General features: G+C 31.3%; 4 protein-coding genes. 1 reads left to right on the top strand and 3 read right to left on the bottom strand.

Annotation, left to right across the window (positions count from 1 at the left end; translation table 11 throughout):
- Positions 1-1,119, top strand: a 1,119-nt coding sequence (locus WAO74_RS00425) for an Ig-like domain-containing protein (RefSeq protein ID WP_422158752.1), incomplete at its 5' end; no start/stop codon positions are given.
- A gap of 101 nt (positions 1,120-1,220) precedes the next feature.
- Here WAO74_RS00425 and WAO74_RS00420 read toward each other — a convergent pair.
- The 3 genes from WAO74_RS00420 to WAO74_RS00410 form a co-directional block, all read right to left on the bottom strand.
- Positions 1,221-2,756, bottom strand: coding sequence for a YifB family Mg chelatase-like AAA ATPase (locus tag WAO74_RS00420; protein WP_422158750.1), 1,536 nt, complete (start codon positions 2,754-2,756; stop codon positions 1,221-1,223).
- A gap of 93 nt (positions 2,757-2,849) precedes the next feature.
- On the bottom strand, positions 2,850-5,429 hold the full coding sequence (locus WAO74_RS00415) for a phosphoenolpyruvate carboxylase (protein WP_422158749.1): 2,580 nt from the start codon (positions 5,427-5,429) through the stop codon (positions 2,850-2,852).
- A gap of 236 nt (positions 5,430-5,665) precedes the next feature.
- On the bottom strand, positions 5,666-6,805 hold a 1,140-nt coding region (locus tag WAO74_RS00410; RefSeq protein ID WP_422158747.1), incomplete at its 5' end, for a protein-disulfide reductase DsbD family protein.

Genomic DNA, 6,805 nt, shown 5'->3' with positions numbered 1-6,805 from the left:
TCACTTTCAGCATTTTATACAAATGTAGGTTCAGAGTTGTCATTAAATTCAAGTACAGGAATTGTATCTTATACACCAAGAACAGATTTTATAGGAATAGACTCTTTTAATTACACAATTACAGATGTCAATGGAAATGGATCTACAGCAACAGTAACAGTAACAGTTACTCCAGCAGCTTTGGTTTTATTAGCAGTAAATGATTCAGCATCAGCAATAAAAAATAGTAGTGTTGCAAAAGTGATAGATGTATTAGCAAATGATAGTTTTGGAACTGCAGGAGCACATCAAACAGAATCTTTAACAATTAATGCATTAAGCAATACAAATGGAGCAACCATAACTATTGTAAATGGAAAAGTAGCATATACACCAGCAACCGATTTTACAGGTCAAGATATTTTTACTTATACAATTAAAGATGTAAATGATGATACAGCAACTGCAACAGTTACAGTTACTGTAGAAACCGTAAATGCAGTTAATGGTATTGCAATTGCCAAAGGAGATGCGATTACAGTAGTTCAAAATACCACAACTAATTTAGATGTATTTGCAGACAATGGCTCTGGAGTAGATGATTTTGGAACAGATGGAGCAGCAACAAATGGATTAACATTTTTAAATGGTACACTATCAGGTTTAAGTGAACAAGGCACTGTTGTAGTAGATACAAAAGGTACAGATAGTCCATTAGATGATGTTATTATTTACACACCAAAAACTGATTTTACAGGTGTAGATCATTTTTATTACATGATTGAAGATGCAAGTGGAGATACTTCTATAGCACAAGTGGCAGTAACTGTGCAAGCAGTTAATTCTAGTGCAAAAACTTTAGGAATATCAACCATGAATAGTTCTTTAATAAAAGAATTAGAAGTATATCCTAATCCATCAAAAGGTAACTTTAATGTACTAGTTTATAGCAATAATGCTGAACAAGCTTCTATCATATTGTACGATATTACTGGAAAAGTAGTTTACAACAATAAATTATTACTATCCTCAGGACAGAACAAAATAAACTTAAATGTAGATGTAAAACCAGGAATTATGTTTTTAAAAATGTACACGACGAATCAAAATTTAGGAACTAAAAAGATACAATTCAATTAAAAAGTATAAAGGTTTTTAATACATAAAACCCAAAATTAATAAAGAACCCTTAAAATGAAGTTACATTTTAAGGGTTCTTTGGTTTTACTAAAATTAAATTTTTAACCCAACCAACCATCTCTATCCAAGCTTCTATATTGAATAGCTTCTGCAATATGGTTTGGAGATATGTCCTTGTCATTTGCCAAATCTGCAATCGTTCTAGATACTTTTAAAATTCGGTCGTAAGCTCTTGCAGAAAGATTTAGTTTTTCCATCGCTGTTTTTAAAAGTGATAAACTTTCTTCTGATAATTTGCAAAATTCTCGAATTTGTTTCACACTCATTTGCGCATTGTAATGCACGTTTTCAAAATCATCAAATCGTTTAGATTGTAAATCCCTTGCTGCAGAAACTCGTTTTCTAATCTCTACAGATGATTCTCCTTTTCGTTCCTCAGATAATTTTTCGAAAGGAACAGGAGTTACTTCTATATGAATATCAATTCTATCCAAAAGTGGACCCGAAATTTTACTTAAATAACGCTGCATTTCCTGTGGAGATGAGGTCATTGGCGAACTTGGGTCGTTAAAAAATCCTGATGGAGAAGGATTCATACTTGCCACCAACATAAAAGAACAAGGATAAGTAACAGTAAACTTGGCTCTAGAAATCGTAACATCTCTATCTTCTAAAGGTTGCCTCATTACTTCTAAAACTTCTCTTTTAAATTCTGGTAATTCGTCTAAAAATAAAACTCCATTGTGCGAAAGTGAAATTTCTCCAGGCTTTGGATATTGGCCTCCACCAACTAAAGCAACATTCGAAATCGTATGATGTGGACTCCTAAAAGGTCTTTGATATAACAATCCGTTGTTTTTAGTTTTACCAACTACAGAATGAATTTTAGTAGTTTCCAGAGCTTCATGCAAAGTCATAGGTGGTAAAATACTTGGCAATCTTTTGGCTAACATGGTTTTCCCAGAACCTGGAGGACCAATTAAAATGATGTTATGACCACCAGCAGCTGCAATTTCCATACAGCGTTTTATAGATTCTTGACCTTTTACATCAGAAAAATCGAATTCTGGAAAATCGATGTTTTTATAAAACTCGGCTCTTGTATCAACAATGGTAGGTGCTATTTTTTCATCACCATTAAAATGATGGATTACTTCTAAAATATTTTCGACACCTAAAACTTCTAAATCATTTACAATGGCAGCTTCTTTAGCATTTTCTTTTGGTAAAATAAAATACTTAAAACCTTCTTCTCTGGCTTTAATTGCCATTGGCAAAACACCTCTTATGGGTTGCAAACTTCCATCTAAAGAAAGTTCGCCCATAATAATATATTCATTTATGTTTTCTGATTTTATTTGATTGGAAGCCGCTAAAATTCCCATAGCCAAAGTTAAATCATAAGAAGCACCTTCTTTTCGAATATCTGCAGGTGCCATATTTATAATGATTTTCTTTCCTGGAAGTTTATAGTTATTGTTATTTAAAGCTGCAGAAATTCTGAATGAACTTTCACTTACTGCTTTGTCTGGCAAGCCTACTAAATGATAACCAATTCCTTTATCAATATTTACTTCTACAGTAATTGTTGTGGCTTCAATGCCAAAAACAGCCGAGCCAAAAACTTTTACGAGCATATTTTTTTCTTTAAAAGTAAAAAAAAATAAGGCATAAAAAAAATGCAATCAAAATATAGATTGCATTTTAATTTATTATTTTCTAAACTAGTCTTAAGCCGAATTTCTACTTGCATTAATGTTCCCAAATAAAGAACGCATCACCATTTTTTCGTAAATTTCAATTTCTGCTTCATTGCCTGCTGTTTTTTGAAGCTCTTGAATTTTCTTTAAAGCAAACTGCTGAATGGTTAATAATGGTAAAACTATGCTTTCTCGAATATCAATAGACGCTTTTCCAACAGGATGGTTTTCCATCAATACAGTATGACCTGCTAATTTTAACAACAAACGTTTTGTAGTTTCAAATTCTGTGTGAATAAGTTTCCAGAATTCCCCAAAAACAGGATCGCTGGCCATGTATTCAGTCAATCCAAAAAATGATTTTGATAAACTCATCATACTATTTTCTAACAGTGTTTTAAAGAAATCTGATGCGTTGTAAAAATCTACAATTTCATCAAATCTTCCAGCGTCTTCATATTTTTTAATAGCAGTTCCAACACCAAAAAATCCTGGAACATTTTGTTTTAACTGGCTCCAACTGCCAACAAAAGGGATGGCTCTTAAAGCAGAAAAATCTAGAGTATCAGAATTTGAACGTTTACTTGGTCTACTACCAATATTGGTTTTTGCGTAATATTTTAAGGTGCTCATTTTTTCTAAATAAGGCAAAAACTGTGGATGATTTTTAAAATCTACATAGGTTTTATAACTAATATTAGCTAAATCTTCAATCAGTTCTCTGTGAGCATCATTCATTTGATCTTTTGTAAAAACCTCATTCTTAATTCCAGAACTTATTAATTGTTCTAAATTAAATTGAGAGGAATCTAATGTGCCAAAATTAGAGCTAATGGTCTGTCCTTGAATGGTTAATTGAATTTCTTTGTCTTCAATTGTTGGGCCTAAAGAAGCATAGAACTGATGCGTTTTTCCTCCACCTCTTGCTGGTGGTCCTCCTCGTCCATCAAAGAAAATAACCTCAATATCAAATTCTCTAGAGATTCTTGTTAAAGCTTCTTTTGCTTTAAAAATCCCCCAATTTGCCATTAAATAACCACCATCTTTTGTACCATCAGAAAAGCCTAACATAATGGTTTGTTTATTTTTTCTTTTTACTAAATGATACCTGTAGGTTTTATTTGTATACAAAGTTCGCATTACGTTTTCTGCATTTTTTAAATCTTCTACAGTTTCAAAAAGTGGAATTACATCAACTGGTAATTCATTTTCAAAACCACATAAATTTAGCATTGCAAAAGTTTGCATTACATTTAACGCAGATTGATTATTGCTAATAATATATCTATTGGCACCTCTTTCTCCATTTCTGCCTTGTATGGTTTTCAGTGCATAAATAGATTCTATAGTGCTTACAGACATTTCATCAGTTAAAATTTCAGGATCAATATTTCCTTTCACAACTGCTAAAACTTCAATTTGTTCTTGTTCAGATAAATTGTGATAATTTTTTGGAAAAGTGGTATCTCCAGTTGCTAATAAATCATCTACAATTTGCGTAAATGCTTTATGATGCACTCTACTATCTTGTCTTATATCTAAGGTTGCAAAGTGAAATCCGAAGATTCTTACCTTATTTATAAAGTCGTTTAACTCTTCTATAAATAAAGAATTATGTTTTTCTACTATAATATTTCTTGCATCTTCTAATTCTGATAAAAGTATTTTTTGAGAAAAATTCACCTTTGCATAACTTCTAACTACATGTTTATACAAACGCTTTTCTACTCTGCCTAAAATTTCTTGAACTCCATCAAAAGTAAAACGTCTTTTTAGGCGTCTTACATCTCTGTAATAACTTCTTAAAATCGATTGACGCAATCTTTCTGCAACATCTAAAGTGATCTGAGTTGTTACAAAAGGGTTTCCATCTCTATCTCCTCCTGGCCAAAAACCAAGATCAATTATTTCGTTATCTGTAGGCTTTCCATCATAAATGTTATGCTGAATATAATTGTATATTTTAGGAACAGAATGATAAAATACATTTTCTAAATACCAAATTAAACTCACAGCTTCATCATAAGGTGTTGGTTTAGATTTTTTATAAAAAGGCGTTTTTCCTAATTGAGCTAATAGTTTTTTTATGAGCAATAGATCGTCGTTTTGAATAGCTTGATCTAAATCTGTAATAATTCCCAAAACAGAACCTGGATAAAATTGTGTTGGGTGTGCAGTTAAAACAATACGTACTTTAAACTCTTCTAAATGTTTTTTTAAGGCTTCTTTTTTATCGCTCAAAAAAGCAGTTTCTGTAGAGTTACGAAGTGTGCCAATTCCATCCATATTATTTACAATCGGAAAAGCAGCATCTTCTACAGCATCAAACAAAACCACTTGACGTTCAATGTATTGTATAAACTGAAAAAGTAAATCTGTTTTATCTTTTTCTAAAGGATTTTCTTGGTATTTCTTAAAAAATTTTTCTACAATTTCAGTAGGATTCAACCCTAGCTTAAAGCCTTTTTCACAAACTTTATGAAAAAGAGGTAATAAAACACCTGTATTGTTAATGGTGTCAAAAGGAAGTGTAATAAAAATACTATTGTAAATTTGGTATTTAGACAACACATTATCGTTAAATCTAGCAAGTTCGGGTAATGAAGACATTTTTTCGAATTTTTATATTGTGAAATTACAAAAAACCAAAATTAAAGAGGCTAGGTTTTTAGGAATAATGTCTAAAAAAATTACGAAAACGATAGAAATTCACTCACTATTTTTGCAAATGTTTAATTTCTGATCAAAAGTACTGAAATTATTATTTTTTAAACTGTGGTTGAACAGAAAGTGGATTTGGAAATTGTAACGAGTTCATAGATAATAAAATCTTAATATTAAACTATTTACTTGTTATTAAAAGTTTGCAAACCTTCTTTTAACCAAGCATAATAAGTATCTCTATCTGTATATTGTTGTGAATTATTGAGTATTTCTAAATCTGGACTTAGTAGTACATAAAAAGGCTGAGAAGCATTTTTAAAATTAATTACCTGAAAAGTTGACCATTTGTCTCCGAAAGTTTTTATCTTTTTAACGTTTCCATTTGCTTTTAAAAAATCGAATTGTTGCGCTTCTGGCAACTCTTTTTCATAATCATCAACATATAAAGAAATTAAAATAAAATCGTTTTTTAATGTTTGATAAATATCGGGTTCGCTCCAAACATTTTCTTCCATTTTTCTACAATTCACACATGCCCAGCCTGTAAAATCCAACAAAATTGGTTTATTTACTTCTTTTGCTTTTGCCAAACCTTGCTCAAAATCTTTATAGCAATCTAAACCTAAAGGACAATCGCTTTCTTGCTCGTAAATGCTATAAAATTGTGGAGGAGGAAAACCACTTAATACACTTAAATTCCATGTCGGATTTTTTAAAACTCCAGGTGTAATATAAATCACAAAACTGATGACTAAAACTCCAAATGAAATTCTTAAAAACGATAATTTTTTCATTGGAGAATCGTGTGGAAATCTAATTTTAGCAAATAAATAAAGTGCTAAACCACTAAAAATAACAATCCAAATCCCGATGAAAACTTCACGTTTTAACAAATCCCAATGTGCAACTAAATCTGCATTGGATAAGAACTTAAAAGCCAAAGCCAATTCTAAAAAACCTAAAACGATTTTTGTGGTGTTTAACCATCCACCAGATTTTGGCAAAGAATTTAACCAGTTTGGAAATAATGCAAACAACGCAAAAGGCAAAGCCAAAGCCAAACCAAAACCTGTCATTCCTGCTGTTAATTGTGTTGCACCACCATCTGAAGTTAAAGAACCAGCTAATAAAGAACCTAAAATTGGTCCTGTACAAGAAAAGGAAACAATTGCTAACGTTAATGCCATAAAAAAGATGCCAATAATGCCACCAACAGAAGAAGCATCATCCATTTTATTTCCCCAAGAACTTGGCAAGGTAATTTCATAAAAACCAAAGAAAGAAAACGCGAAAAATACCAAAACCACAAAAAAGAAAATATT

It is taken from the genome of Polaribacter sp. (genome assembly GCF_049276715.1).
GTDB lineage: Bacteria > Bacteroidota > Bacteroidia > Flavobacteriales > Flavobacteriaceae > Polaribacter.
Note: the sequence above shows the minus strand (reverse complement) of the source record. Positions and strands in the feature narration are given on the sequence as shown.